Below are 26677 nucleotides of genomic sequence, written 5' to 3'. Positions count from 1 at the left end.
AGGGTGCTCTGGTGAGCGTAGTTCTGAATTTCGGGGGACCGGGCAAGGGCGCGGACGATGATCCGGATCCCTGGGTGACCAAGGTCCGTCCGGGGACGGTGCGCCGGGTGCTCGCGTATTTCCGCCCGCACATCGGCAAGGTGGCGCTCTTCGTCCTGGTCGCCTCGCTCGATTCGCTCCTGGTCGTCGCGGTTCCGTTGTTGCTGATGAAGCTGGTCAACGACGGCATCCTCAAGCACGACCTCCGGCTGTTGGTGATGATTTCGTTCGCCACCGCGGGGCTGGCGGTGGCCAGTGGGTTGCTGGAACTGGTGTCGGCCTACATCTCCGGCCGGATCGGCCAGGGTGTCACCTACGACCTGCGGGTGCAGGCTCTCGGCCACGTCCAGCGGTTGCCGGTCGCCTTCTTCACCCGCACCCAGACCGGAGTGCTGATCAACCGGCTGCACACCGAGCTCATCATGTCGCAGCAGCAGTTCGGCTACCTGCTGATGGCGGCCACCAGCGGGCTGACCGTCCTGCTGGTGCTGGTGGAGCTGTTCGTCCTGTCGTGGCTCGTCGCGGTCGTCACGCTGGTGGTGATCCCGCTGTTCATCGTGCCCTGGGTCTACGTGGGCCGGCTGATCCAGCGGCGCACCGAAGGGCTGATGGAGGCGAATGCCGCCCTCGGCGGGCTCCTCCAGGAGCGGTTCAACGTGCAGGGCGCGATGCTCTCCAAGCTCTTCGGCCGTCCGAAGGAGGAACTGGCCGAGTACGCGAACCGCGCCGTGCACATCCGCGGGATCGGTGTGCGTCTTTCCGTGTACGGCCGGCTGGCCTTCGTCATGATGGGGTTGATGGCCTCGCTCGCCACGGCGCTCGTCTACGGGGTCGGCGGTGGCCTGGTGCTCAACGGCGCGTTCCAGCTCGGGACGCTGGTCGCCATCGTCACCCTGCTGGGCCGGCTGTTCGGGCCGATCGTCCAGCTGTCCGGGCTGCAGGAGACCGCGCAGACCATCGTGGTGGGCTTCGCCCGGACCTTCGAGCTGCTCGATCTCAAGCCGCTGATCGAGGAGCGCCCGGACGCGATCGGACTCGCGAAGAACCTCGCTCCGGACATCGAGTTCCAGGACGTTTGGTTCCGCTATCCCTCCGCCGACGAGGTCTCGCTGGCCTCGCTGGAGTACGTGCGCGCCGCGCGAGTGCGCGGCGAGACGACGCCGGAGGTCCTGCGCGGGGTGGACCTGCACGTGCCGGCCGGAACCCTCACCGCGCTCGTCGGCCCGTCCGGCGCCGGGAAGAGCACCCTCACCCACCTGGTGTCGCGCCTGTACGACCCGACCTCCGGCACCGTTCGCGTCGGCGGACACGATCTGCGCGACCTCACCTTCGACTCGATCCGGGAGACGGTCGGGGTGGTCAGCCAGGACGCCTACCTCTTCCACGACTCGATCCGGGAGAACCTCCTGTACGCCCGTCCCACCGCGACCGAGGACGATCTGATCGAGGCCTGCCGGGGAGCCCAGATCTGGAATCTGATCGAGTCCCTCCCGGGCGGGCTCGACACCATCGTGGGTGATCGCGGCTACCGCTTGTCGGGGGGCGAGAAGCAACGGCTGGCCATCGCCCGGCTGCTGCTGAAGGCGCCTACCGTGGTGGTGCTCGACGAGGCCACCGCGCACCTCGACTCCGAGTCGGAGGCCGCCGTCCAGCGGGCCCTGCGGACCGCCCTGCGCAACCGCACTTCGCTGGTGATCGCTCACCGGTTGTCCACGATCCGCGAGGCCGACCAGATCCTGGTCATCGACGACGGGCGGGTCCGCGAGAGCGGGACGCACGAGGAACTGCTGGCCCGGGGCGGTCTCTACGCGGATCTCTATCACACGCAGTACTTCAAGTCCGGAAACAGTGCCATCGAGCCGGTGACCGACGCTGCCGAACTGGACGACGACGAGCCGGAGCCGGTGCGCCACGCGGTCCGCGGCGGATGACAACAGAGAGGACACCACGATGACCAACCCCTTCGACAACGAGGACGGCTCGTTCTTCGTGCTCGTCAACGACGAGGGCCAGCACTCGCTCTGGCCCGCCTTCGCCGAGGTGCCGGCCGGCTGGACCGTCGTACACGGCGAGGCGTCCCGATCGGAGTGCCTCACCTTCGTCGAGCGGAACTGGACGGACCTGCGGCCGAAGAGCCTGATCGAGGAAGTCGGCGCGTGACCGGCGGCGTCCAGCCGCCCGATCCGCGCGGTTGGACGGCCCGAGGGAAAGGAGCGGTGGCGTGTTCGAGGAGATCAATGTTGTCCACGCCCTGGAGCTGCACCGCAGGAACCGGTTCGATCCGATGCCGGAACTCCGCTCCCTGATGGCCGAGGGGCCGATGACGTCATTGGGCACCGAGGAGCACCCCGGCGGACGGACCGCATGGCTCGCCACCGGGCTGGACGAGGTCCGGCAGGTGCTCGGCTCGGACAAGTTCAGCGCTCGGTTGATCTACGGCGGGACCGCGGCCGGCATCGCCTGGCCCGGGTTCCTCACCCAGTACGATCCGCCGGAGCACACGCGACTGCGCCGGCTGGTGGCGCCCGCCTTCGCCGTCCGGCGGATGCAGAATTTCCGCCCCCGGGTCGACCGGGTCGTCGAGGACACCCTGGACACGATCGAGGCGACCGGCGGCCCGCTGGACTTCGTCCCGCACTTCGGGTGGTCCATCGCGACGACGGCGACCTGCGACTTCCTCGGCATTCCCCGGGACGATCAGGCGGACCTCTCCCGCTGCCTGCATGCCAGCCGGACGGAACGGTCGGGCAAGAGGCGCACGGCAGCCGGCAACAAGTTCATGACGTACATGAACAAGGCCACGGCTCGCACCCGCCGCGATCCCGGCGACGACATGTTCGGCGTGGTGGTGCGCGAACACGGCGACGAGATCACGGACGCCGAGCTGACCGGGGTCGCCGCGTTCGTCATGGGCGCGGGCGCGGACCAGGTCGCGCGTTTCCTCGCCGCCGGCGCACTCCTGATGGTCGACGCCCCGGAGCAGTTCGCCCTGCTCCGGGAGAAGCCGGAGACGATTCCGGACTGGCTGGACGAGGTGACTCGCTACCTCACCACCGACGAGAAGACCCATCCGCGCATCGCGTTGGAGGACGTCCACATCGGTGGCCGCCTCGTCAGAGCGGGGGACACCGTCACGTGTTCCCTGCTGGCCGCGAACCGGTGGAGCTTCCCGGGCCCGGAGGACCGGTTCGACATCACCCGGAGACGATCGGAGCACCTCGCGTTCGGGCACGGCATCCATCACTGCCTCGGCCGCTCCCTGGCCGAGCTGGTGTTCCGGGCGGCCATTCCGGCTCTGGCGCATCGCTTCCCCACGCTGAGGCCGGCCGAGCCGGATCGCGCCATCCGGTTCGGGCCGCCCCCGTTCGACGTGGAAGCCCTGCCGCTCGACTGGTAGCGCCGGACGCACAGGAGGACCGATGGCACTTCCCCTACCGCACCAGCGGAACCGGCTCGATCCGGTGCCCGAGTTCTGTGCGCTGCAGGAGCAGGGCCCGCTGCACGAGTACGACACGGAACCGGGAATGGACGGCCGCAAGCAGTGGCTGGTCACCGGGTATGACGAGATGCGGGAGATCCTCGCCGACCACGGCCGATTCAGTTCCCGGCGACCGGTCGACGACGAGGCGGATCGGGCTCAATTGCCGGGGCTCCTGCAGGTGTACGACCAGCCCGAGCACACCCGGCTGCGCCGGACGGTGGCCCCGGCGTACTCCGCCCGGCGCCTGAACGGGCTGCGCCCCCGCATCGAGGGAATCGTCGAGGACTGCCTGGACGATTTCGAGAGCGTGGGATCACCGGTCGACTTCGTCCGGTACGCCGCCTGGCCGATCCCGGCATTCGTCGCCTGCGAGTTCCTCGGCGTCCCGCGGGACGATCAGGCCGAGTTGTCGCGGATGATCCGGGACAGCCGGGAGAGCCGGATACCCCGGCAGCGGGCCGCGGCGGGCCTCGGCGTCGTCAACTACGCCGAGAGGCTCGCCGCCCGGAAACGGCGCGACCCCGGCGAAGGAATGATCGGCGTCCTCGTCCGCGAGCACGGTGCCGCGGTGTCCGACGAGGAATTGGCGGGCCTTGCCGAGGCGAGCCTGACCATGGCGACCGAGCAGATGGCCGCCCAGCTGGCGGTCGCGGTGCTGCTCCTGGTCACCCATCCGGCGCAGATGGCGCTGCTACGCGAGTGTCCGGAGCTCACCGACGGCGCGATCGAGGAAGTGCTCCGCTACGCGTCGATCGTCGAAGCGCCCTCGCCCCGGGTCGCGCTCACCGACGTCCGCCTGGCCGGCCGCGACATCCGCGCCGGTGAGGTCCTGACGTGTTCCACGCTGGGCGCCAACCGTACGCGGGAAGACCGGTTCGACATCACCCGGCCGAACCCGACGCACCTGTCCTTCGGGCACGGCATCCACCACTGCATCGGCGCGCCGCTGGCCAAGCTCGAGCTTCAGGTGGTGCTGCCGGCGGTGGTCCGCCGGTTCCCGTTGTTGCGGCTGGCGGTCCCCGAGGGGGACCTGCGGTTCAAACCGGGCCGGCCGGCGCCCTTCGCGGTCGAGGAGCTTCCCCTTGAGTGGTGACGACTCGCTCCCGCTGCATGCTCGCCGGCGAGGCTTCGATCCGGCGGACGACCTGCGGGCGGCCGGAAAGCTGACGAAGATCTCGATGGGATCCGGGGTGGAGGCCACCGACACCTGGCTCGCCGCGGGGCACGCCGTCGTCCGCCAGGTGCTCGGTGATCACCGGGGGTTCAGCACCCGGCGCCGCTTCCACCCGCGGGACGAGATCGGCGGGACGGGCGTCTTCCGGCCGCGGGAACTGGTCGGCAACCTGATGGACTACGACCCGCCCGAGCACACCCGGCTCCGCCAGTTGATGACGCCTGGATTCACCCAGCGCCGGATGCGGCTGCTGGCGCCGGGCATCGACCGGATCGTCGCGGAACGTCTCGACGCCATGGAGCGGGCGGGGTCGCCGGCGGACCTGATCGAGTTCGTCGCCGACGAGGTGCCCGCGGCCGTGTTGTGCGAGCTGATCGGGGTCCCGCGGGACGACCGCGCCATGTTCCGCCAGCTGTGTCACGCGCATCTCGACGCCTCGCGGAGCCCCCGGAAGCGGGCGGCCGCCGGTGAGGCCTTCTCCCGCTACCTCCTCGCCATGATGGCCCGGGAGCGGACGAACCCGGGCGACGGGTTGATCGGCTCGATCGTCGCCGAACACGGCGACACGATCACCGATGAGGAGCTGAGGGGCTTCTGCGTGCAGGTGATGCTGGCCGGCGACGACAACATCTCCGGCATGATCGGCCTCGGTGTGCTGGCGCTGCTGCGCCACCCCGAGCAGATCGCCGCGTTCCGGGCCGACGAGAGGTCGGCGGACCGCGCCGTGGACGAGCTGATCCGGTACCTGACGGTCCCGTACGCCCCTACGCCCCGGACCGCCGTCGAGGACATCGTCGTGGCGGGTCAGGTGATCAAGGCGGGGGAGACCGTCCTCTGCTCGCTCCCCATGGCGAACCGGGATCCCGACCTGACTCCGGACGTGGACCGCCTCGACGTCACCCGGGAGCCGATCCCGCACGTCGCCTTCGGCCACGGCGTGCACCATTGCCTCGGAGCCGCTCTGGCCCGTCTCGAACTGCGCATCGTCTACACGTCGCTGTGGCAGCGCTTTCCCGGTCTGCGGGCGGCGGACCCCGGCCGGGAAGCCGAATTCCGGACGAGCACCCCGGCGTACGGGCTGACCAGTCTGATGGTGACCTGGTGAAGCCGGCGAAACAATTCCCGTCCATCGGTGCCGGGTGGCCAGGGCAGTCGCTTGCCGTCCGGGGCGAAGACTTGGAGGATGCGTTCCGGGAAAGCCGGCCAAGCAATTCGGTTATGACGAGTGGTGATCGACCGAAAGGCGTTGTGCGATGCCGATAGAGGAATTCGACGTGGTCGTGGCGGGTGGCGGACCGGCCGGTTCGACGGTGGCTTCGCTGGTGGCCATGCAGGGTCATCGGGTGTTGTTGCTGGAGAAGGAGGTTTTCCCGCGATATCAGATCGGTGAGTCGTTGTTGCCCGCCACGGTCCACGGCGTGTGCCGGCTGCTCGGCGTCGCGGACGAGCTGGCGGCGGCCGGCTTCCCGATCAAACGCGGCGGCACGTTCCGCTGGGGCGCTCGACCGGAGCCGTGGACCTTCTCGTTCGGCGTGTCGCCCCGGATGAGCGGGCCGACGTCGTTCGCCTACCAGGTCGAACGGGCGCGGTTCGACCAGATCCTGCTGAACAACGCGAAGCGCAAGGGCGTCGAGGTCCGCGAGGGCTGCCCGGTCACCGGCGTGGTCGAGGGGGAGGGGCGGGTCGCCGGCCTGCGCTACACCGATCCGGCCGGCCGGGAACGGGAGGTGCTGGCCCGTTTCGTGGTCGACGCATCGGGCAACAAGAGCCGCCTCCACTCGAGTGTCGGCGGCACCCGGAACTATTCGGAGTTCTTCCGCAGCCTGGCGCTGTTCGGGTACTTCGAGAACGGCAAGCGGCTGCCCGAGCCGTACTCGGGAAACATCCTGAGCGTGGCCTTCGACAGCGGCTGGTTCTGGTACATCCCGCTGAGCGACACGATGACCAGCGTCGGCGCGGTGGTACGCCGGGAGATGGCGGAGAAGATTCAGGGCGACCAGGAGAAGGCGCTGCGCGCCTTGATCGCCGAATGCCCGTTGATCTCGGAGTATCTCGAGGACGCGCGCCGGATCACGACCGGCCGGTACGGCGAATTGCGGGTCCGCAAGGATTACTCCTATTACCAGACGACCTTCTGGCGGCCCGGGATGATTCTGGTCGGCGACGCCGCCTGCTTCGTGGACCCGGTGTTCTCCTCGGGGGTGCATCTGGCCACCTACAGCGCGTTGCTGGCGGCCCGTTCGATCAATTCGGTGCTCGCCGACGATCTGGACGAGAAGACCGCCCTGACCGAGTTCGAGGCCCGGTACCGCCGCGAGTACGGGGTGTTCTACGAATTCCTCGTGTCGTTCTACGAGATGAATGTGAACGAGGAGTCGTACTTCTGGACGGCGAAGAAAGTCACCAACAGCGGGCACACCGACCTGGAGTCGTTCGTGGAGCTGATCGGCGGGGTGTCGTCCCGGGAAGCGGCCCTGACCGCGTCGGCCCGGATCGCCGAGCGCAGCGCCGAGTTCTCCGCGGCCGTGGACCGCATGGCCACCAGCGACGACGGCAACATGGTGCCGCTGTTCAAGTCGCAAGTGGTCAAGCAGGTGATGCAGGAGAGCGGCCAGGTACAGATGAAGGCGGTCCTCGGCGCCGGTGCCGAGCCCGAACTGCCGCTGTTCCCCGGCGGGCTGGTCGTCTCGCCGGACGGGATGAGATGGCTGCCCTTCCGGCCCGGGAACGGAAGCTGACCGCACCGGCGACAGAGGGGTTCACCCGACATGGACCACAGCGTCGACCAGGTCGCGCCGGTCGTGCGGCCGACGGCGAACTACATGCTGCGAACGCAGTGCGACCCGCACGAGGACATGTTCGCGCTCCGGGCGCACGGCGCGCTGATCCGCATCGACGGCGAGGGCGCCACCCAGCGCGGCGTCGACTATCTGTGGCAGGCGATGGGCTACGACGTCGTACGGAAGATCTTCAGTGATCACGAGAATTTCAGCACCCGGGTCCGGTTGACCGAGACGCAACCGATCAGCGGCGAAGGGCTACCCATTCCGCCCCAGCTCGTCGGGCAGATAGGGACCTATGATCCGCCGGAGCACACCCGCCTGCGGGGGATGCTGACACCGGAGTTCACGGTCCGGCGGATCCGCCGGCTGGAACCCGGCATCCAGGCCCTCATCGATGACCGCGTCGACGTGCTGGAGGCGGCGGGACCGCCGGCCGACGCGCAGGCGCTGTTCGCCGATCCGATCGGCGGGGGTGTCCTGTGCGAGTTGCTCGGCATTCCGCGTGACGATCGGAACGAGTTCATGCGGCGCATGCGGCAGAACGTCGACCTGAGCCGCGGCTACCGGGCCCGAGCCGCCGACAGCGCGGCGTTCAACCGATATCTGAGCAGCCTCATCACCCAGCAGCGGAAGGACCCGGACGAGGGGTTCCTCGGCATGCTCCTGCGGGACCACGGCGACGACATCACGGACGAGGAGCTGAAGGGCGTGTGCACGGCGCTCGTCCTCGGTGGCCTCGAGACCCTCGCCGGGATGATCGGTTTCGGGATCTTCGCGCTGCTGGACCATCCCGGCCAGCAGCGGTTGCTGCTCGCCGGCAGCGAGGAGTCGGACCGCCTGGTCAACGAGTTGCTGCGCTACGTGTCCGCCCTGCAGCAGCCGACTCCGCGGATGGCCGTGCGGGACGTGGTCGTCGACGGGCAGCTGATCAAGGCGGGGGACATCGTCCTGTGCTCGATTCTGATGGCGAACCGGGACGAAGCGGTCACGCCGGATCCGAACGTCCTGGACGCCTACCGCCACTCGGCGCCGCACGTCGCGTTCGGGCACGGGATCCATCACTGCATAGGTGCCGCGGTGGCCCGAACGGTGCTGCGGATGGCCTACCAGACGCTGTGGCGGCGACTACCCGGGCTACGCCTGGCGATACCCGCCGGGGAAGTCAAGCTCCGGAACGCGTTCATCGACTGCCCGGACCGGTTGCCGGTCGCCTGGTAGCGCACGACGGATCAGCACTAGGTGGAGGGCAGGGAGTGCCGGTGGAAGAGTTCGACGTGGTGGTGGCCGGCGGCGGGCCGGCCGGTTCGACGGTGGCCACGCTGGTGGCGATGGCGGGTCACCGGGTGTTGCTGCTGGAGAAGGAGTCCCCGTCCCGGTACCGGATCGGCGAGTCGTTGCTGCCGTCCACGGTGCACGGCGTGTGCCGGCTGCTCGGCGTCACGGATGAGCTGGTGGCGGCACAGTTCCGGGTCCGGCGGGGTGCCACCTTCCGGTGGGGCACGAATCCCGAGCCGTGGACGTTCTCCTTCGCCGACTCGCCATTGCTGACCGGCCGGACCTCGTTCGCCTATCAGGTGGAGCGGGCGCGGTTCGACGAGATCCTGCTGAACAACGCCACGCGCAAGGGTGTCGAGGCGCGGGCGGGCTGCTCGGTCACCGGCGTGGTCGAAAGGGACGGGCGGGCCGGCGGCCTGCGTTACACCGATCCCGACGGCGATGAGCGGGTGGTGAGTGCGCGGTTCGTGGTCGACGCGACGGGCGGCACGAGCGGGCTTCACGCGAGTGTCGGCGGCACCCGGAACTACTCGGAGGTCTTCCGCGGCCTGGCGCTGTCCGGCTACTTCGGTCTCTGCCGCCAGCCGGCGCCCTACTCGGGCAACACCCTGACCGTGGCGTCCGACCGCGGCTGGCTCTGGTACACCCCGCTGACCGGAGGCCTGAGCAGCGTCGGCGTGGTGGTGCGGCCGGAGATGGCGGACCGGTTCGAGGGTGACCGGGAGAAGGCCTTCGCGGCTCTGCTCGCCGAATCCCCGCTGATCTCGGAGCTGCTCTCGGACGCGGCGCGGGTGATCGCCGGCAAGTACGGGAAGTTGCGGATCAGCGAGAATCACGCCTATTGCCAGACGACGTTCTGGCGCCCCGGGATGGTGCTGGTCGGCGACGCCGCCTGCGTCGTCGATCCGGTGCTGGCCTCGGGCGTGCATCTGGCGACCCACGGTGCGCTGCTGGCGGCCCGTTCCATCACCAGCGTCCTCGACGACGATCTGGACGAGAAGACCGCCCTGACCGAGTTCGAGGCGCGGTACCGCCGTGAGTACGAGGCGTACGACAAGTTCCTGACCGGGTTCTACGACCCGAGCGGGAACGAGGACGCGTACTTCCGGCACGCCAAGCGGGTCACGAACAACGAGCACGGCGAGCGGGAGTCCTTCGCGGATCTGGCCGGTGGGCTGCCGTACGGCTGGTCGGACGTCCCCGAGACGCCGCTGTTCCCGGGCGGACTGGTGGCCTCGTCCGACGGAATGAAGTGGAAATCAATTGATCGTGAGGAGCGGAAGTGAATGAGGAGCGTCTCTTTCTCCGGCCCAACACCATTGTCGAGCCGCTGGTAGACCGGTTTTACGCCACGCTTTACGCGACGGCTCCCATTCCGGCCACCATGAACCTCGCCTTCCGGCAGATACCCATGCTGGAGTCCTACCTCCAGGCGCCGGACCTGCATTTCTCGGGCAGCCGGAACCCGAAGTTCCGCGGCGGATTCTTCGTCGGCGTCGACGACCGGCGCAAGGATGAGGTCGAGGCGCTGCTCGCCGCCATCCGACGTGATCGGGCCGCCATGATCCGGTTTGCCGAGGCGATCGCCGAGGCGGAGAAGACCGTGGCGAACGAGGCGACCGGCTACGACCTCAGGCCGCTCTACCCGAAGCTGCCCGCGGAGTTGTCGGGTCTGGTGGAGATCGCATACGACACCGGCAACGCCGCCTCGCTGCACTTCCAGGAGCCGCTCGTCTACCACAGCAAGGCCTACACGGAGGAACGCCAGGCGGTTCAACTCTCGGTGGAGACCGGAATCGAGCGGCCCTTCGTGATGAGTACCCCGCGGTTGCCCTCGCCCGAGGTGCTGGAGCTGAACATCCCCTTCCGGCACCCGGGCCTGGAAGAACTGTTCCTGTCCAGGATCAGGCCCACCACCCTGGCCACCCTCCGGGAGGCGCTGGAACTCGGCGACGCGGAGGCGAAGCGGCTCTCCGGCCTGCTGGTTCCGCAGCCCGCCCTCGCCGCCGACCGGCACGTCGCGGCCGGCGCCCGGATCCGGTACTGGGGCCACGCCTGCCTGCTCATGCAGACGCCCGAGGTCGCCATCATGACGGATCCGTTCCTCAGCGCGGACACCGACGCGACCGGCCGGTACACGTACAACGATCTGCCTGATCACCTCGATTACGTGATCATCACCCACGGGCATTCCGACCACCTCGTGCCCGAGACCCTGCTTCAACTGCGTGGCCGGGTGGGTGCCTTCATCGTGCCGAGGTCCTCGCGGGGCAATCTCTGCGATCCCTCGCTGGCGCTCTACCTCAGATCCTTCGGGCTGAACGCCGTCGAGGTGGACGACTTCGACGAGGTGAAGTTCCCCGGCGGCAAGATCGTTGCGACTCCGTTCTTCGGCGAGCACGCCGATCTCGACATCCGGGCGAAGTCGACGTACTGGATCAGTCTCGGCGGGAAGACCATCTATGTGGGTGCGGACTCGTCCGGCCTCGATCCGGTCCTCTACCGCTACGTCCGGACGCATCTCGGACCGGTCGACATCGCCTTCCTCGGCATGGAATGCGACGGCGCCCCCCTGAACTGGCAGTATCAGCCGCTGATCACCCGCCCGATGCCGAAGGCCATGAGCGACAGTCGCAAGATGTCCGGCTCCAACGCGGAGCAGGCGAGCGCGATCGTCACGGAGCTGGGTGTCGACGAGGTCTACATCTACGCCATGGGCGAGGAGAGCTGGCTCGGCCACGTCATGGCGACCAGCTACAACGAGGACTCCTACCAGCTCCGGCAGATCGCCGAGTTCGAGACCTGGTGCTCGAACAACGGCGTGAAGTCCGGCCACCTGCTGGACCGGCACGAATGGCACTGGTCGCAGCCCTGAAGATCGCCGAACCCGTAAGCACCGGAACCCGGACGGGTTCCGGTGCTTCTTTCATGAGGCCCGGTTGACCGTTAAGCGACGACGGCATATGTTCGAACGGTCGCGGTCATCGGCGTTAACAAATCTTGACCGCGACGTGGCGCCGGCGAATATCCATGCATTCGGGCAGCCCACCAGCCATCGATCACTTCGAATGGTGAATGACGCCGTCGGCCGACTACGGGGGATCCATGAAAGTCGTCGTCGTGACCAATTGTTTCCGCGGCACCCTGACCTCCGCCGTCGTCGCGCGGGCCGCGGCGGACGGTGCGCGAGCCGCCGGCCCGTCGGTCTCCGTCGTTGCGGTGCCGCTGGCCGACGGCGGCGACGGCAGCCAGGAACAATGGCTGCGCCTGGTCGGGGGCCGCGAGGTGCCGGCCCAGGCCCGGGACCCGCTGGGCCGCCCGGTCGAGGCCGGGTACGCCGTGGCCGAGGACGGCACGGCCTTCATCGAGATGGCCGCGGCCAGCGGGCTCCGGCTGCTCACCGGGGCCGCCCGGGATCCGTTGCGGTCCAACACGTTCGGCACCGGCCAGCTGATCCTCGCGGCGGCCGCGCGGGGCGCGCGCTGGATCGTGATCGGTGCCGGCGGCAGCGCCACCCTGGACATGGGCGCCGGCGCCCTGGCCGCGCTGGGCGTACGGTTCCTGGACGGATCCGGCCGCGCGAGGTCCCCGGTGCCGAGCGAACTGCACGAGATCGCCGCCGTCGACACCAGCCGGCTCAGCCCGCTGCTGCGCGGGGTCGAGCTCACCGTGCTGAGCGACGTCCGCACGCCCTTGGCCGACAACGCCCGGCTCTTCGGCCCCCAGAAGGGCATGGACCCGCGGACGGTGTCGCGTTTCGAGACCATGCTGCGAGCGCTGTCCGAACACTTGTTACCGGCGGGCTCCGCCGGCCTGTCTCGCCCGTGGTACGGCGCGGGGGGCGGCCTCGCCTCCGGCCTGAGCCGGATCGGCGCCACCGCCTCCTCGGGCAGCCAGTTCTTTCTGGCCCTGGCCGGGGTGGAGTCGCTGATGGGCGACGCCGACCTGGTGATCACCGGGGAGGGGCGGGTCGACCCGTCGTCCGCCGACGGCAAGCTGCCGCTGGCCGTCGCCGCCATGGCCGCGCGGCACGGCGTACCGTGCACCGTCGTCTCGGCGACCGCGGACATCCCCGGCCACCTGCTGCCGCCGGGCACCCGGTGCCTGCCATTGAGCGAGAACGGCTCGGAGGTCGGCGCCGCCGACATCCGGCGGGCGGCCGAGCGGATCGTGCGCGAGCACCACACCCGGCTCTGCGCCGATCCGGCTCCCCGGTGACGGGACCGCCTTCTCCCGGATCCACCTGCCGGCCTGCCCCTGCCCTGCCCGCTGCCGTCACCGGCGGCCGTCACGAAGGAGAACACCACCGTGGACATCAGTTTCGGGATCGGATCCAAGGCGGCGCACCTGCGGGACCTGTTGACCCGGCCCCGGGTCGCGCGCCTGGCCGGGGCCCGGGACGCCCTCACCGCTCGCCTGGTGGAGCGGGCCGGCTTCGACGGCATCTGGGCGTCGAGCTTCGAGCTGTCGGCCACCCAGGCGCTGCCCGACCTGAGCCTGCTGGGCATGTCCGAGCTGTTGACCGTCTCCGTGTCGATCGACGTCGCGACCGAGCTGCCCATGCTCGCCGATTGCGACACCGGCTTCGGCGGCCGGGCGAACATCGCGCACATGATCCGGCGGTACGAGGCCGCGGGCGTCGCCGGCGTCTGCATCGAGGACAAGGTCTTCCCCAAGCGGAACAGCTTCGTGGACGAGGGTCAGGTGCTGGAGGACATCGACGAGTTCGCCGCGCGGATCGAGCTGGCGAAGGGTTCTCAGCAGCGCGCCGACTTCGTCGTGGTGGCCCGCGTCGAGGCGTTCGTCGCCGGCATGGGCGTCGACGAGGTGCTGCGGCGGGCGAACGCGTACGCGGACGCCGGCGCCGACGCGGTCCTCATCCACTCGAAGCGGAACGGGCCGGAGGAGATTCGCGCGTTCCTGTCCCGCTGGCAGCGGCGGCGACCGGTCGTGGTCGTGCCCACGACCTATCCGCACTGGACCGCCGACCAGGCGGCGGCGGAGGGAGTGTCCATGGTCATCTACGCCAACCAGACGCTGCGCGCGTCGGTCCGTGCCACCCAGGAGGTCCTCGCCGCCATCAGCGCGGCCGATGGCTCGGCCCCCGTGGAGGGTGAGATCACGCCGATCAAGGAGATCTTCGATCTGGTGGACATGACCACGTGGACGGCGATGGACGAACAACCCGCCGGTGGCGGTCCGAAGCCTCGACTGGCGTCCTGAGGGTGGTGGACATGAATCAGCTGGACACACTCATCGACATCTGGCGGTCGGTACTCCAGGTCGACGAGGTCAAGCCGGACGACAACTTCTACGATCTCGGCGGCGATTCCCTGACCGCGGTCCGGATCTCGGAACTCGCGACCCGCGCCGGAATCCTGGTCGGCCAGGAAGATCTCATGCTGGCCGATAGCGTGGCCGAGCTGGCGGCCCGGGTGGGCCCGGTGACGCCACCCCGTCGGCCGGCCGAATCGGCGCGGGTGCCGCTGCTGCCCAGCCAGCTGCGCTTCCTTCATCAGGAGAACCGCTCGACCGAGCGCTACAACGGGGTCGCGTGGTTCCGGCCGGCCGAGGACCTGCCGGTGGACCGGCTCGTCACCGCGCTGACCGCCGTGGCCGAGCGTCACGAGGCGTTCCGGCTCGTCATCGGCCACGACGATGACGGCTGGCACGGGCGGGTCGCGGACCGGCCGGGCCTGCCTCCGGTCCTCGTCCGCGAGCTTCCGGCGGACACCACGGAGGAGACGCTCGGGCAGATCCTGGAGGAGACCCACCGCGAGGTCGGCCCGGCCGCCGGCGCTCTCGCCCGGTTCGTCGTTCTCGACTTCGCGGCGCCTCGCCGGCGGGAGGTGCTGATCGTCGTCCACCACCTGATCTACGACGTCTTCTCCTGGGCGACGATCACCGCGGACCTCGAGCGTGCACTGGCCGGCGCCGCGCTGACTCCGCCCACCATCTCCTACCGGTCGTGGGCCGCCCTGCTCGCGGAGGCGGCATCCGGCCCGCTGGCCGCCGAACGCGCCCGGTACTGGCGCACCCGGCCGTGGGACCGGCTCGCGGCGGTCCCGGTGGACCTCGACGGTGAGCGAACCTTCGCCAGTGTTCAGGTGGCCTCCCGCCGGTTGCCGGCCGCCCAGACGAGGCAGCTCCGCCGCTCGGTGTCCGGCCGGACCGCCCGGGACGTCTTCATCGGCACGCTCTGCGACGTCTGGCGAAGCTGGCTCGACACGTCGACGATCGCCGTCGACATGTACGGGCCGGGCCGGGAACTGCCCGGCTTCGGGACCGTGGGCGACATCGTGGGCTGGCTCGCCGCGATCGACCCGCTGGTGGTGGACCTCGGCGCGGTGAACGACACGTCCGGATCCGTCGCGGCGGTCGCCCGGGCGCGGGCCGCGATGCCGGGCGATGCCCTCGGGTTCCTGGCGTTGCGGTGGCTGGCGGATCCCCGGATCGCCGCTCAGCTGGCCGAGCTGCCGCAGCCGGAGTTGTACGTGAACTATCGAGGCGGACCCGCCGCCCCGCCGCCGGCCTCGATCGCGGAGGTCGACCGCGGTGCCGGGCTCTGGCGGCTACCGCACGGCCTGCAGCCCTACAATCTCGAGGTCACCGCCGATGTGGTCGACGGGGAGCTGGTGATCGGCTGGCACTACAGTCTCGCGGCCTACCGGCCGGCGACGGTCGACCGGCTCGCCGACCAGCACCTGCGGACACTGGCGACGTTCCTGGAGCGGCAATGGTGACCGCCCGGCCGATACGCCGTCTGGGTAAGCCCGCCACCGACGGCCCCTACAACCACTACCTGCACCGGCCGGTGTCCGCCCGGGTGTCGCCGCTGGTCGCTCCCCGGATGTCGGCCAACGCCGCGACCGGATGGGGTCTGCTGGCCGGGCTGGCCGCCGCGGCGGCCGCGGCCGCGGGATGGCCGATCGTGGCGGCCGTCGTGATCACTGCCTTCAGCGTGCTGTCGTGTGTGGACGGCGAGGTCGCGCGGTTGCGTGGCCAGACCAGCCGCCTCGGTGACTTCCTGGACACGATGGTGGACCGCATCGTGGAATGCGCCTTCGTGCTCGCCCTCGCCGTCGACCTGCGCCGGACGTACCCGCACTGGGGCCCGGCAGCCGGCCTGGTGCTGTTGGCCGCCGTGTTGTTGCTCGTCGTGTCGTCGGAGAAGTTTCGCAGCGCCTTCGGCCGCGGTTATCCGAAGCGGCAGGCGGACGGCCTGTTCTGCTGGCTCACGTCCGGCAGCGATGCCCGGTTCACGCTGCTCTCGCTCGGCTTGGTGATCGAGGGTGTCACCGGCCGCGCGGTGGTGCTCCTGGCCGCGGTCCTCGTCGTGGCCGGTGTGTCGGTGCTGAACCTGCTGTGGCGCCTGGTCGCCGTCGTCCGCCTGGCCGGTCGCGAAGCGCCGGGAGAAGCGCCGTGAACGAACTGCTCGCCCGGCTGCCGGCACATCAGTCGAGCCGGATCGCCGAAATGGTCGCCCGCGATCCCGGCATCGTGGATCTGACGATGGGTCTGCCGGCGTACGGGCCGCCGGACATCGTCCGCGCCGAGCTCGCGCTCACCCTGGCCGGGCAGGGCGCGGCGGCCGCCCGGCACGACCGCTACGCCCCGGTTCGCGGGGCTCCGGCGCTGCTGGCCGCCATCGCCGGGCTGTACGGACGCCAGGGCGTCCACGTCGACCCGGACGCCGACGTCGTCGTCACCCACGGTGCGGCCGGCGCGATGTTCCTCGCCGTGCTCACCGGCAGCGACGCCGGCGACGAGATCCTGCTGCCGGATCCGTGCTACATGCTCTACGAGCCGGTCGTCGCGGTGCTGGGCCGGGTCCCGGTACGAGTGCCGACGTACCCGGCCGACGGCTTCGCGCTCGACCCGGAGCGGGTCGAGGCCGCCGTCACGAGCAGGACCCGGATGCTGATCATCAACTCGCCGGCCAACCCGACCGGTGTGGTCTGTCCCGCCGATCTGCTCTCCCGGTTCGCCGACCTGGCCCGGCGGCGTGGCCTGCGGATCGTCTACGACGAGGTGCTGGAGAACTTCTCGTACGCGCATCGGCACGCGCACCTCCACGCCCTCGCACCCGACGTCGGAATCACCGTGAACAGCCTGTCGAAGCGGTTCGGCATGGCCGGCTGGCGGATCGGCTGGCTGATCGCGGCACCGGGCTTCGCCGCCGAGGCCGCGAAGGCGCACACCTTCGGGAACCTGGCGGTCAACCACGTCGTTCAACTCGCCTGCGCCTCGGCCCTCGCCGACCCGGACCTGGACACCCGGGTCGGCCGGCAGGTCCGGCAGGTACGGCACCAGGGTGAGGCGTTCGTCGCCGGCCTCGCCGAGATCCCGGGCATCGATGTCCGGTTTCCCGACGGCGGCTTCTACGCCTTCGCCGACGTGCGGGACCTCGCCGGCCGGCTGCCCGGTGGCGCGGCCGGTGCCGACCGGGCCGCCGGTGACCTGGTCGCGGAAGCCCTGCTCGAGCGGGCGCGCGTCGCCGTCGTGGCGGGTTCCGCCTTCGGCACCACTTCCCGAGACCACGTACGCCTGTCCTTTCCCGGCCGGCCGGAGCGGCTCGACGAGGCTCTGGGCCGGATCGCCGCGCTGGCGGCCGGGACAAGCAACCAGATACCCCGGAGGGCCTGATGCTCGCGATCATTCCGGCGGCCGGTCTCGGCTCGCGCCTGGCGCCGTTCACCGACACCATGCCCAAGGCGCTGGTCCCGGTCGACGGCGAACCACTGATCTGGCACACCCTGCGTCAGCTGGGACACGCGGGCGTGTCCGAGGCCGTCGTCGTCACCGGGCACCACCGCCGGGTGCTGGAGGATTCGGTCCGGCGGTGCCCGGAGCGGCCCGCCGTGCGATTCGAGAACAACGCCGACTACGCCGAGACCAACAGCATCGTCTCGCTGTGGCTGACCCGGCACCGCTGGACCGACGGCTTCTGCCTGGTCGACGGCGACGTCGTGGTCGACGCGGCCCTCGTCGGCCGGCTCCTGGAGGCCGGGGGCGATCGTCTCGCCATCGACGTCTCCAAGCCGTACGGCGCGATCGACATGAAGGCGGCCGTGACCGACGGCAAGGTGACCGGCATGAGCAAGAGCCTGCCGGTGGGCGAGACGGCGGGCGAGTTCTTCGGGGTGTCGTACTGGTCCGCGGAGGGCGCGACGAGGCTGGCCGAGGCGATCGGCCGCCGTCTCGACGCGGGCGGCCACCGGGACTGGTACGAGGAGGCCATCGTGGACCTGAGCGCGACCTACGACGTCCGCACCGTACCCGCGGACGAACGAGAGTGGGCCGAGGTCGACAGCCGGCCCGACCTGGCCGTCGCCGAGCGGCTCGTCCGGCGGCTCGCCGGCCGGCGGGAGAGCACCGATGCCGGGACGTGACCGCCGGTTCTACGTCGACTTCTTCGCCCGGCCGCAAGCGTCGATCAATCTCGTCTGCCTGCCCTGGGCCGGTTCCGGGGTCGCACCCTATCGAGCCTGGGCCGCCCGGTTTCCGGCCGACGTCGAGGTCTTCGGCGTCCGGTTGCCGGGCCGGGAGACCCGGCTCGCCGAACCGCCGCTCGACCGGATCGACGACGTCGTGGAGCGGCTGGTGGAGGACTTTCCCACGCTCCCCCGGCGGCCCACGGTCATGTTCGGGCGATGCATGGGCGCGCTTCTCGCCTTCGAACTGCTGCGGGCGCTGCGCGGCCACACCGCCGACTGCCGCGCTCTTCTCGTGGTCGACGGCACCCCGCCGGCCACCCACACCACGGGCGGCCCCGCTCCGGACATGGAGGAGGAGCTGCGGCTCTACCGGGCGGCGGTGCCCAATCCCCGAGCCTTCGCCCTCCTGCGGCCGGGCATCGAAGCGGACATCCGCCTGGTGAGCCGGTATGTGTACCGGCCGGGTGCCGTCCTGGACCTGCCGGTCACGCTCCTGCATCCGGCGGCCGAGCCGGTCGAGCCGGCCGTGCTGGCCGCCTGGGCGTCCGAAACCACCGGTGCGGTGACCGGATGGCCGGTACCGGGAGGGCCGTTGATCCCGTCCGCCGCGGGCTGGCCCGAACTGGCCGACTCGTTGGGGACCGTCCTGGCCCCCTATCGCAGCACCCGAAGGAGCTGATGGTGACCATGAACGATGCCTTCGATGCGCAGCGCTACGCCGTTCCGTCCTCGATGCGCTCGGCGCTGCTCGAGGACCGGGACATCGAGGACCCGGCCGACCGGCAGTGGCTGGGCGAACGCCTGCGGGAAAGCGTGGACGAGGGCGCCGGCATTCTCGTGCTGACCGGGTTCGACGCCGAGCCGGACCGACTCCGGGCGGTGTCCCGGCGCCTGTCGCGGCACCTCGGGACGATCATGCCGCAGGACGCGAGCGGGACACTCGTCCGCGACGTCACCGACCGGGGCACCCGCATCGGCGAGGGAGCGACCGCGCGGTACGCGGACTCCCGGTTCGGCGGCAGCCTGCACACCGACGGTGCCGAGCGTGCCTTCCCGCTGCCCGACTACTTCACCCTGCTCTGCGTGTCCCAGGCCGACCGGGGTGGTGCGCTGCGCGTGGTGCACGTCGACACCGTCCTGAAACAGCTGCACGACGTCCCCGACCTGGTGTCCGCGCTGCGTGAGCCGTGGCACTTCGACCGGCGCGGCGACCAGCCGGACGGCGAGCCGCCGACCCTGCGCAAGCCGGTTCTCTTCGAGGACGAGCACGGTACCGGCATCACGTATCTCCGTGACTACATCGACATCGGCCACCGGCACCCGGGCGTCGCCCCCTGCACGACGCGGCAGCGGGCCGCGCTCGACGCGCTGGACGCGGTCCTCTCCGACCCGGCCAACGGGATCGCCGGCAAGCTGCGGCCGGGCGAGTTCGCGGTGATCAACAATACCCGCGTGCTGCACGGGCGGACCACCTTCGAGGATTCCGCCGGCGGGGGCCGCAAGAGACTGCTCCTGCGCACCTGGATCCGGAAGAACTCATGACGACCCGCGCGGACACCGTTCCGATCACCGTCGCCGCCGACGAGCTCGTCCGGGTCGTGACCGAGTGCCTGACCGCCGTCGGGGTCGGCCGGGCGGATGCCGAGGTGGTCGCCGACGTCCTCGTGACCGCCGACCTCGGCGGCATCGACAGCCATGGGGTCAGCCGGCTGCGTCGCTACGTCGACGGCATCCGGCGCGGCACGATCGCCGCCGACAACCGCACCTCGATCGTTCGTGAGGGCCCGACCACGGCGGTGCTGGACGCCGGCAACGGCCTCGGGCAACCGGCGATGACGCGAGCCGTCGGGCTCGCGATCGACAAGGCCCGCGAGTACGGCACGGCCGCGGTGACGGTGCGCCGCTCGAACCACTTCGGTGTCGCCGGCTACTACGCCCGGCTGGGCGCCCGGGCCGGGCTGCTGACGATCGTCACCACGAACGCGACGCCACAGGTCGCGCCGACCAACGGGGCGGAACGGATGCTGGGCACGAACCCCCTGGCGATCGCGCTGCCGACGGCGGTCGACGAGCCTTTCGTCTTCGACGCCGCGACCAGCGTCGTTCCGCGTGGGCGGCTGGAGCGGATGGCCGGCCGGGGCGTGGGCGACATCGGCGCGGGCTGGGTGATCGACGGCGAGGGCCGCCCCGCCACCGACCTCCGCGACATCCTCGCCGGCCTGCGTCTTCCGGACCGGCACGCGATGCTGCCACTCGGTGGCGCGGGGGAGGACTTCGGCGGCCACAAGGGCTTCGGCCTCGGCATGATCGCCGACCTGCTCTGCGGTCCGCTCGCCGGCGCTCGGTGGGGCCGGCACGTCTACGGCTCGGACGGCGCCGGTCTCGGCCATTTCGTCCTGTGCGTCGACGTCGGGCACCTGACCACGCCCGCGGAGTTCCGTTCCGAGGCCGCCCGCATGTTCGCCGAGATACGCGGAACCCGCCCCGCGACCGGCGCGCCGTCGGTACGTATCGCCGGGGATCAGGAGCGGGCAAGCCGCCGGCACGGGCGCCGCTACGGCATACCCCTCGACGCCGACGTCGCCGCCGCGGTGGCCGCCCTCGCCGGCGATCTCGAGGTCGACCCGCCGCGCCGGGTGCGGGCACCCGATGAGGAGCAACCGACATGATCGACGGTGCAGCGTTCGTGGCCGCCCTGCGGTCGCGCGGCTTCCGGTTCTTCGCCGGTGTCCCCTGTTCCTATCTCGGCTCGGTCATCGACGAGCTGGGCGGCGAGTACGTGGCGGCCGCGAACGAGGGGGCCGCGCTGGGCATGGCCGCGGGCGCTCAGGTCACCGGCGGACGCAGCGCGGTTCTCCTGCAGAACTCGGGAGTCGGCAACCTCGTCAATCCGCTCACCTCGCTGGTCGTTCCGTACCGGATTCCGGTACTGCTCGTGGTCAGCATGCGCGGCTGGCCCGACCCCGCCGACGACGAGGTTCAGCACAGCGTCATGGGGCCGGCGACGCCGGCGATCCTCACCGCCTGCCAGGTCGCCCACCGGGTCCTCGATCCGGATCCGGCGCTGCTCCGCGACGCCCTCGACGAGCTCGACCAGGTTCTCCGGTCCGGGTCGCCCGCGGCGCTGCTGGTGGGCCGGCGAACCATGGCCAAGTCGGCCGGCGCGCCGGGCGGCGGTCCGGGCTGGACCCGGCGCGATGCGATCCGAGCGGTCGTCCGGCACGTCGATCAGGACCTGGTGTTCGCGACCACCGGCTACATCGCCCGGGAGCTGTTCGCGGTCGGCGACCGGCCGGGGAACTTCTACATGCAGGGCGCGATGGGTCACGCGCTGGCCATGGGCGTCGGCGCCGCCCGGACGACCGGCGAACGGGTGTGGGTGCTCGACGGTGACGGCGCGGCCGTCATGCACCTGGGCACCATGGTGACCACCGGCAGCGCCGGACTGCCCAATCTGGTCCACGTCGTGCTGAACAACGCGGCGTACGAATCGACCGGCGGGCAGCCGACCTGCGCCGGGCGGCTCGACTGGGCCCGGCTCGGGGAAGCAGCCGGTTACCGCACCAGCCACTGGTGCCGTACGCCGGAAACCGTCGAATCGGCTCTCCGGCGGGTCGCCGCCGAACCGGGACCGCACCTCGTCGTGATCGACATCGCGATCGGGCCGGCCCAGGCACCCCCGCGGGCGACCCGATCGCTCGAGGCGCCGGCGATCAGCGCGCGTCTGCGGGAGACGGTCAACGCCCGGCTCGCCGCCGCCCCCGGGCGCGGTGCGCTATGACAACCGGCGTCGATGTCACTCTGGGCGCCGGCTGCCTGCCGGTCGTCGCGGACCTCGTGCGCCGCTGGGCCCCGGACCGGGTACTCGTCGTCGGCAGCGAACGGGCCCGGGCACGGACCGGCATCCTGGACCTGCTGGGCGCGGTCGCCGTCGACACCTTCGACCAGTTCACCCCCAACCCGCGGTTGACGGACGTGCTTCGTGGCTGCGAGCGGGCGTACCGGCGCCGTCCGGGGTTGATCGTGGGTGTCGGCGGTGGATCCAGCATGGACGTCGCCAAGCTGATCCGAGTGCTCCCGCCGGGGGAGGCCGGTGCCCGGACGGTGGTCGGCGGGTCGGCCGACGATCTCCGCCGCCCGGGGCCGGGCCTGGTGCTGGTACCGACGACCAGCGGCACCGGCAGCGAGGTGACCCGGTTCGCGACCGTCTATCACGCGCAGCGCAAATACTCGGTCGACCATCACGCGGTGCTGGCGAACGCGGCCGTGATCGACCCCGAGCTCGCCGGAACCTGTCCACCGGAAGTCATGTTCAGCTGTCTTCTGGATGCCCTGGCGCACGCGATCGAGTCGTACTGGTCGGTGCGGTCCACCGTCGCGTCGCGCGCGCTGGCCGGCCAGGCGCTGGAACTGCTGGTGCCGCTGGCGAACGGCGGGGTGCGCGAGCTGACCGTCGAGGACCGGACCGGGCTGGCCTCGGCCTCCCTGCTGGCCGGCCGGGCGATCGATCTGACCCGTACCACGGCGGCGCACGCCTTCGCCTATCCCACGACCATGCGGCTCGGGGTGCCCCACGGACTTGCCTGCGCCCTGCATCTCTGCTGGCTGCTCGACTACGTCCACCGGCTGCACGGGCCGCTCTGCGCCGACCGGCGTGGGGCGGACTTCGTCGGTGCGCGACTCGCCGAACTGGCCGCGATGCTCGGTGCGGCCGGCCCGCAGGAGCTGGGGGCGCGGATGACCGCGATCGTGGCGTCGGTCGGTTTCGAGACTCGGATGCGTGCCTACGCGGCCTCCGGCCATGAGCTCGACGAACTCGTCGGCCAGGCGCTGAGCTCGACCCGCGCGGTCAACTCCCCGGTCCGGGTCGAGCCGGGGCCGGCCCGGCGGATGCTGCTGGCCCGGTGGTGACGGCGATGAACCTTCGTCTGACCGGACCGACTCCGCTTCCGCCTTCGGTACGCCGAGCCGGCGCCCGGCAGATCGTCGGCCACCGCTCACCCGAGTTCCGTACGATGCTGACCGGCATCAGCCGTCGCCTGCAACCGGTGTTCGGCTCGAGCCGCCCGGTTCTGCCGTTCACGACCTCGGGAACCGGCGGGCTGGAAGTCGCCGCCGGCAACGTCATCGCGCCGGGGGACGAGGTCGTGGCCGTCACCATCGGCTACTTCGGCGACCGCTTCGCGGACGTGGCCGCCGGGTTCGGCGCCGCGGTGTCCCGCCTCCAGGTGCCCTGGGGTGAGGCGGCGGCTCCGGATGCTCTCCGCCGTCTGCTGCGACGGCGCAGAGCGGTCAAGGCGGTCCTGCTCACGCACAACGAAACCGCTACCGGCGCGGTCAATCCGCTGCCCGAGCTGGCCGCCGTCGTGCACCAGGAGAGCGCGGCACTTCTCCTGGTCGACGTCGTGTCGAGCGTCGGCGGAATGCCCGTGGAGGTCGATCGGCACGGCATCGACATCGCCGTCGGCGTGACGCAGAAGGCGCTGATGTCGCCACCCGGCCTGGCTCTGGTCGCGGTCAGCGACCGGGCTCTGCGGGTCGCCGCCGCGAATCCCGGTTCCCGATGGTCGCTGGACCTGGTCCGGATGGCCGAGTCGGTCGACGCGGGTACCACCAGCTACACGCCCGCGGTCACCGTCCTGTTCGCGCTGGACGCCGCGCTGGCCGAGATCGAGTCCGAAGGCCTGGCGGCGGTCTTCGAACGGCACCGGACGCTCGCCGGCCGGCTGCGCGCCGGGCTGGCGAACCTGGGCGTCGTGGTGAGGGCGGAACCCGGTTGCCGCTCGGACACCGTGACGGCGGTTCGGATCCCCGGTCCCGGGGCCACCGCGGCCGCGGTCCGCCGGCGACTGGCCGACCACGGGATCGCGGTCAGCGCGGGCCGCGAGGACTGGCATGCCGACACCATCCGGATCGGGCATCTGGGCTGGGTCAGCGAGCCCGACATCGACGACCTGCTGGCCGCGCTGACCGAGATCGGGAAGGACTGGACATGACCCCGGAGGAGTGTGCGACCTCGTTCGTGCTGGTGCGCCACGGCGAGACCGATTGGAACCGGCAGGGGCGGTCGCTGGGGCAGACCGACGTCCCGCTGAACGCCACCGGTCGCCGGCAGGCCGCCGAAAGCGCGGGTGCGCTCGCCGGTGAACGCTTCGACGCGGTCTATTCCAGCGATCTCGCGCGCGCCATGGAGACCGCCGTGACGATAGCCGGGCCGCACGGTCTCCCGGTGCGCCCGGACCCCGGCCTTCGCGAGGTCGACCTCGGCGAATGGGCCGGCCTCACCGACGCGGAGATCGCCACGCGCTTTCCCGGGCGATGGCGGCGCTGGACCGCGGGCGAGGGCACGGGCTGGACCGCCGGCGAGCCCTACGAGGCCATGTCCGAGCGGGTTTGCGAGCGCCTGACCGAACTGGCCCGCGCGCAACCCGGACACGTGCTCGTCGTCGGGCACAAGGGCACCCTGATAGCGGCGCTGGCCCGGTGCGAGCGGGTGCCGGCCCACCGCTACTGGGCGCGGTACCGCCATCCCGGGCACACCGAGCCGGTACGGATCACGGTCGACGCCGCGGGCCGGTTCCGCCTGAGCGACGACCGACCGGAGGAGTCGCGCGGCGAAGACCGCGTCGACGGGAGCGATCGAGAGGGGTTCGTCCACGTGCACAAGGCGGCGGTCGCCGATGCGGTGCGACAGGAATGGTGCGACGTCCTAGGGCTGGACGAAGCGCACGGCGATGACGACTTCTTCTCGATCGGCGGTGACTCCCAGCTGGCGCTGACCCTCGCCGAGCGCGTCGAGGGACGGCTGGGAATCGCGTTCCCGCTGGAAGTGCTGTTCGTCGAGGGCACGCTCGACGCCGTGACCGGGGCGTGCGAGAGCGTGGCCGAGAAGTGAGCGGAGGCGCGCGGTCATGACCGACTACGGCTCGTTCGCCCCCGAGGTGCTCACCCTGGAGCGGGTCCTGCTGACCGCATCGAGGCATCCGCGCGGCATCGCGCTCGACACCGGTTCGGCGCGGCTGACCTACGCCGAGTTCGCCGGAGCCATCGGCGGCTGTGCCGATCGCCTGGCCCGGCTGCGGTTGCCCCGGCAGAGTCGCGTCGGCCTGGTCGGGGACAAGGTCCCGAGCACCTACGCCTGGTACCTGGCGTGCTGGCGGCAGGCCCACGTGGTCGTACCGTTGAACCCCGAGAATCCGGTCGCCGCCAACGTCGAGATCTGTCGCGCCGCGGGCGTCGCGGCGATCGTGGCCGACCCGCCGGCCCATCCCGGCCTCATCGCCTCGGTCCGGGACGCCGGGGTCGTCGTCGTGGACCCGGCGGATGCGGACCCACCGTCCCACCGGCCGGGCGACGAAGTGCGGCCCGGCGACCTGGCGTACATCATGTTCACGTCCGGCTCCACCGGCCGGCCGAAGGGCGTCCAGATCACGCACGGCAATCTCGTGGCCTACCTGGACGAGGCGGTGCCGCGGGCGGACGCCGGACCGGGTGCACGGCTCTCCCACACGTATGCGCTCACCTTCGACCCCTCGGTGCACGACATGTTCGCCGCTTGGACCTCCGGGGGCACGCTGGTCGTCCCCCGCGGTCGCGAGCTGCTCTCGCCGGCCTTCTACGTGCGCGAACGAGGCATCACCCACTGGTACTCGGTGCCGTCGATCGTGGCGTACGCGCGACGGTCCGGAAGGTTGCGTCCCGGCTCGATGCCGACCCTGCGCTACAGCATGTTCGTCGGCGAACCGCTTCCGCTGCATCTGGTCGCGGACTGGGTCGACGCCGCGCCGAACACTCGGATCCGCAACGCCTACGGCCCGACGGAACTGACCGTCACCTGCGTCGAGTACGAGTTGCCGGCCGACGTCACCGCGTGGCCCGCCACCAGCAACGGCACGGTCCCGATCGGCACCGTGCACCCGGGCGCCGACTGGTTCCTGCTGGACGGCGACAAGGCCTCGGCCGCCGAGGGGGAACTCTGCCTTCGCGGTGCCCAGCGATTCCGGGGTTATCTCGCGCCGGCGGACAACCCGGGTCGCTTCGTCCGGCTGACCGACGGCTCGGCGGAGGTACTGATGGACGAGCCCGGCACGGTTCCCGAGCAGTGGTGGTACCGCACCGGCGACCTGGTACGCGTCGTCGACGACGGCCTGCTGCACCTCGGCCGGGCCGATCGGCAGGTGAAGCTCAGCGGTCGTCGCGTCGAACTGGGCGAGGTGGAATATCAGCTCGCCTCCCACCCGGACATCTTCGACGCCGCTGTGCTGGCCCTGCCGGACGGGCGGGACGGGCTCTGTCTGCGGGCGGCGGTGATCGGCAATCCGCGACCGCTCGAGGAGATGAGGACCTACCTGCTCCGGCGGATGCCCCGTTACAAGATACCGACCACGGTGATCTGGCTTGACTCGTTCCCGGTCAACCGGAACGGGAAGGTCGACCACCTCGCTCTGCGCGAACTCCTGGCCCGGGCGTCATGACCGGGCCGACGCTG

23 protein-coding genes are annotated in these 26677 nt (G+C 70.9%); all 23 read left to right on the top strand.

From position 1 onward, the window contains the following. Nucleotides 1–11: 11 nt before the first annotated feature. The 23 genes from IH26_RS0120725 to IH26_RS0120615 all read left to right on the top strand — a co-directional run bounded on the left by IH26_RS0120725 (nt 12) and on the right by IH26_RS0120615 (nt 26663). Nucleotides 12–1970 carry an ABC transporter ATP-binding protein gene (locus IH26_RS0120725; protein WP_030437880.1) on the top strand — a complete coding sequence of 653 codons (1959 nt, stop codon included), beginning with the start codon at nt 12–14 and terminating at the stop codon, nt 1968–1970. Between the two features lie 19 nt (nt 1971–1989). Beyond that, complete coding sequence (locus IH26_RS0120720; protein ID WP_030437879.1) at nt 1990–2199, top strand: MbtH family protein; 210 nt, start codon at nt 1990–1992, stop codon at nt 2197–2199. Between the two features lie 61 nt (nt 2200–2260). After that, entirely contained in the window at nt 2261–3436 is a 1176-nt protein-coding gene (locus IH26_RS0120715; RefSeq protein ID WP_030437878.1) for a cytochrome P450, read from the top strand. 22 nt (nt 3437–3458) lie between these two features. Next, nucleotides 3459–4613 (top strand): cytochrome P450, encoded by a 1155-nt coding sequence (locus IH26_RS0120710; protein ID WP_030437877.1) that lies wholly within the window; start codon nt 3459–3461, stop codon nt 4611–4613. Then, nucleotides 4603–5799, top strand: coding sequence for a cytochrome P450 (locus IH26_RS0120705; RefSeq protein WP_030437876.1), 1197 nt, complete (start codon nt 4603–4605; stop codon nt 5797–5799). Before IH26_RS0120710 ends, IH26_RS0120705 begins: the two co-directional genes overlap by 11 nt. Nucleotides 5800–5947: 148 nt before the next feature. Further along, nucleotides 5948–7432: a tryptophan halogenase family protein gene (locus IH26_RS0120700; RefSeq protein ID WP_030437875.1), complete on the top strand. Its 1485-nt coding sequence runs from the start codon at nt 5948–5950 to the stop codon at nt 7430–7432. 30 nt (nt 7433–7462) lie between these two features. After that, entirely contained in the window at nt 7463–8695 is a 1233-nt protein-coding gene (locus tag IH26_RS0120695) for a cytochrome P450 (protein WP_030437874.1), read from the top strand. A 41-nt stretch (nt 8696–8736) separates the two neighbouring features. Continuing rightward, the gene (locus tag IH26_RS0120690; RefSeq protein WP_211268715.1) at nt 8737–10038 is read left to right on the top strand and encodes a tryptophan 7-halogenase; all 1302 of its coding nucleotides are present in this window, start codon (nt 8737–8739) and stop codon (nt 10036–10038) included. Beyond that, nucleotides 10035–11627: an MBL fold metallo-hydrolase gene (locus IH26_RS0120685; RefSeq protein ID WP_030437872.1), complete on the top strand. Its 1593-nt coding sequence runs from the start codon at nt 10035–10037 to the stop codon at nt 11625–11627. Before IH26_RS0120690 ends, IH26_RS0120685 begins: the two co-directional genes overlap by 4 nt. 245 nt (nt 11628–11872) lie before the next feature. Next, nucleotides 11873–12970 carry a glycerate kinase family protein gene (locus IH26_RS0120680; RefSeq protein WP_169789786.1) on the top strand — a complete coding sequence of 366 codons (1098 nt, stop codon included), beginning with the start codon at nt 11873–11875 and terminating at the stop codon, nt 12968–12970. Between the two features lie 90 nt (nt 12971–13060). Continuing rightward, nucleotides 13061–13975 (top strand): isocitrate lyase/phosphoenolpyruvate mutase family protein, encoded by a 915-nt coding sequence (locus IH26_RS0120675; RefSeq protein ID WP_084598961.1) that lies wholly within the window; start codon nt 13061–13063, stop codon nt 13973–13975. Between the two features lie 11 nt (nt 13976–13986). Beyond that, a complete protein-coding gene (locus IH26_RS0120670; protein WP_030437869.1) occupies nt 13987–15495 on the top strand; it encodes a condensation domain-containing protein in 1509 nt (502 codons plus the stop codon). After that, nucleotides 15489–16178: a CDP-alcohol phosphatidyltransferase family protein gene (locus IH26_RS0120665; RefSeq protein WP_030437868.1), complete on the top strand. Its 690-nt coding sequence runs from the start codon at nt 15489–15491 to the stop codon at nt 16176–16178. Before IH26_RS0120670 ends, IH26_RS0120665 begins: the two co-directional genes overlap by 7 nt. Beyond that, entirely contained in the window at nt 16175–17398 is a 1224-nt protein-coding gene (locus tag IH26_RS0120660; protein ID WP_030437867.1) for a pyridoxal phosphate-dependent aminotransferase, read from the top strand. The genes IH26_RS0120665 and IH26_RS0120660 overlap by 4 nt, the downstream gene beginning before the upstream one ends. Next, nucleotides 17398–18144, top strand: coding sequence for a phosphocholine cytidylyltransferase family protein (locus tag IH26_RS0120655; protein ID WP_030437866.1), 747 nt, complete (start codon nt 17398–17400; stop codon nt 18142–18144). The genes IH26_RS0120660 and IH26_RS0120655 overlap by 1 nt, the downstream gene beginning before the upstream one ends. Next, nucleotides 18131–18868, top strand: coding sequence for a thioesterase II family protein (locus IH26_RS55990; RefSeq protein ID WP_051808340.1), 738 nt, complete (start codon nt 18131–18133; stop codon nt 18866–18868). The genes IH26_RS0120655 and IH26_RS55990 overlap by 14 nt, the downstream gene beginning before the upstream one ends. 8 nt (nt 18869–18876) lie before the next feature. After that, entirely contained in the window at nt 18877–19731 is an 855-nt protein-coding gene (locus tag IH26_RS0120645) for a TauD/TfdA family dioxygenase (RefSeq protein WP_245665340.1), read from the top strand. After that, entirely contained in the window at nt 19728–20858 is a 1131-nt protein-coding gene (locus IH26_RS0120640) for an Ldh family oxidoreductase (protein WP_030437863.1), read from the top strand. The genes IH26_RS0120645 and IH26_RS0120640 overlap by 4 nt, the downstream gene beginning before the upstream one ends. Beyond that, nucleotides 20855–21970 carry a phosphonopyruvate decarboxylase gene (gene aepY, locus IH26_RS0120635; RefSeq protein ID WP_051808339.1) on the top strand — a complete coding sequence of 372 codons (1116 nt, stop codon included), beginning with the start codon at nt 20855–20857 and terminating at the stop codon, nt 21968–21970. The genes IH26_RS0120640 and aepY overlap by 4 nt, the downstream gene beginning before the upstream one ends. After that, nucleotides 21967–23100: a phosphonoacetaldehyde reductase gene (locus IH26_RS53740; RefSeq protein ID WP_051808338.1), complete on the top strand. Its 1134-nt coding sequence runs from the start codon at nt 21967–21969 to the stop codon at nt 23098–23100. The genes aepY and IH26_RS53740 overlap by 4 nt, the downstream gene beginning before the upstream one ends. A gap of 5 nt (nt 23101–23105) precedes the next feature. Continuing rightward, nucleotides 23106–24185 carry a pyridoxal-phosphate-dependent aminotransferase family protein gene (locus tag IH26_RS0120625; protein ID WP_030437860.1) on the top strand — a complete coding sequence of 360 codons (1080 nt, stop codon included), beginning with the start codon at nt 23106–23108 and terminating at the stop codon, nt 24183–24185. Then, nucleotides 24182–25084 (top strand): histidine phosphatase family protein, encoded by a 903-nt coding sequence (locus tag IH26_RS55985; RefSeq protein WP_051808336.1) that lies wholly within the window; start codon nt 24182–24184, stop codon nt 25082–25084. Before IH26_RS0120625 ends, IH26_RS55985 begins: the two co-directional genes overlap by 4 nt. Nucleotides 25085–25100: 16 nt before the next feature. Continuing rightward, complete coding sequence (locus IH26_RS0120615; protein WP_051808335.1) at nt 25101–26663, top strand: AMP-binding protein; 1563 nt, start codon at nt 25101–25103, stop codon at nt 26661–26663. Nucleotides 26664–26677: the final 14 nt, after the last annotated feature.

The sequence above is a fragment of the Actinoplanes subtropicus genome (genome assembly GCF_000721705.1).
GTDB lineage: Bacteria > Actinomycetota > Actinomycetes > Mycobacteriales > Micromonosporaceae > Actinoplanes > Actinoplanes subtropicus.
The sequence above is the reverse complement of the archived record's forward strand: the minus strand, read 5'-3'. Positions and strand labels throughout refer to the sequence as shown.

Bases quoted from the DNA above. Each gene is read 5' to 3' on its own strand.
- IH26_RS0120625 (WP_030437860.1), top strand. From the start codon at position 23,106: ATGAACCTTCGTCTGACCGGACCGACTCCGCTTCCGCCTTCGGTACGC.
- IH26_RS0120720 (WP_030437879.1), top strand. From the start codon at position 1,990: ATGACCAACCCCTTCGACAACGAGGACGGCTCGTTCTTCGTGCTCGTC.
- IH26_RS0120665 (WP_030437868.1), top strand. From the start codon at position 15,489: ATGGTGACCGCCCGGCCGATACGCCGTCTGGGTAAGCCCGCCACCGAC.
- IH26_RS55990 (WP_051808340.1), top strand. From the start codon at position 18,131: ATGCCGGGACGTGACCGCCGGTTCTACGTCGACTTCTTCGCCCGGCCG.
- IH26_RS0120710 (WP_030437877.1), top strand. From the start codon at position 3,459: ATGGCACTTCCCCTACCGCACCAGCGGAACCGGCTCGATCCGGTGCCC.
- IH26_RS0120700 (WP_030437875.1), top strand. From the start codon at position 5,948: ATGCCGATAGAGGAATTCGACGTGGTCGTGGCGGGTGGCGGACCGGCC.
- IH26_RS0120695 (WP_030437874.1), top strand. From the start codon at position 7,463: ATGGACCACAGCGTCGACCAGGTCGCGCCGGTCGTGCGGCCGACGGCG.
- IH26_RS53740 (WP_051808338.1), top strand. From the start codon at position 21,967: ATGACAACCGGCGTCGATGTCACTCTGGGCGCCGGCTGCCTGCCGGTC.
- aepY (WP_051808339.1), top strand. From the start codon at position 20,855: ATGATCGACGGTGCAGCGTTCGTGGCCGCCCTGCGGTCGCGCGGCTTC.
- IH26_RS0120670 (WP_030437869.1), top strand. From the start codon at position 13,987: ATGAATCAGCTGGACACACTCATCGACATCTGGCGGTCGGTACTCCAG.
- IH26_RS0120645 (WP_245665340.1), top strand. From the start codon at position 18,877: ATGAACGATGCCTTCGATGCGCAGCGCTACGCCGTTCCGTCCTCGATG.
- IH26_RS0120640 (WP_030437863.1), top strand. From the start codon at position 19,728: ATGACGACCCGCGCGGACACCGTTCCGATCACCGTCGCCGCCGACGAG.
- IH26_RS0120655 (WP_030437866.1), top strand. From the start codon at position 17,398: ATGCTCGCGATCATTCCGGCGGCCGGTCTCGGCTCGCGCCTGGCGCCG.
- IH26_RS55985 (WP_051808336.1), top strand. From the start codon at position 24,182: ATGACCCCGGAGGAGTGTGCGACCTCGTTCGTGCTGGTGCGCCACGGC.
- IH26_RS0120615 (WP_051808335.1), top strand. From the start codon at position 25,101: ATGACCGACTACGGCTCGTTCGCCCCCGAGGTGCTCACCCTGGAGCGG.